The organism is Candidatus Pelagibacter communis, assembly GCF_001180105.1.
GTDB lineage: Bacteria > Pseudomonadota > Alphaproteobacteria > Pelagibacterales > Pelagibacteraceae > Pelagibacter > Pelagibacter ubique_K.
Map to the genome: position 1 here is coordinate 1 of NZ_CVSO01000026.1, position 505 is coordinate 505.

At 28.5% G+C, this 505-nt stretch carries 1 pseudogene; it reads right to left on the reverse strand.

Annotated elements, in window-relative coordinates:
* Positions 1–30: 30 nt before the first annotated feature.
* A pseudogene (locus tag AMN84_RS05035) lies at positions 31–505 on the reverse strand (glycosyltransferase family 2 protein); the annotation flags it as partial.

The window sequence follows — 505 nt, forward strand, 5'->3', positions numbered from 1 at the left end:
GGCCTCCTAGAAATAGGAGGCCTTTTTTATTTAATTAACCTTATTTTCATCCCACAGTTTTTTATAATCTACAAAAGGTGAGAGACCATAACTTGAATTTACATTAGTTAAGTGAATTGCAAGAGACATGACGGGAGAAATAGCAATTTCTTTTCGCAAAATTTCATTTAAATATTTTTCAAAAGGATCATGTCTTTTTTCACAGGTTTTTTCAAAATTATCTATATGTTTTTGAAACGTTTTTTTTGAGATCATAAATGTGCAAAGCATTTTTGTTATTATTCTCCAATGTTGTCGACTTCCAATTAATATATTTGTTTTTTCATTTGTCATATAATTGAAAGGATAATCACTTGGGCAAACTATAATTTCATCTTTGTGTTGAGAACTTATTCTTTCGTAAGTATCCAACATATCAACTAATGAATAGTCGTAATGAAGATAATCATCCTCTACGAAATATATTAGATCAGATTGCTCTTTTTTTGCAATTTCGAAGCATTTC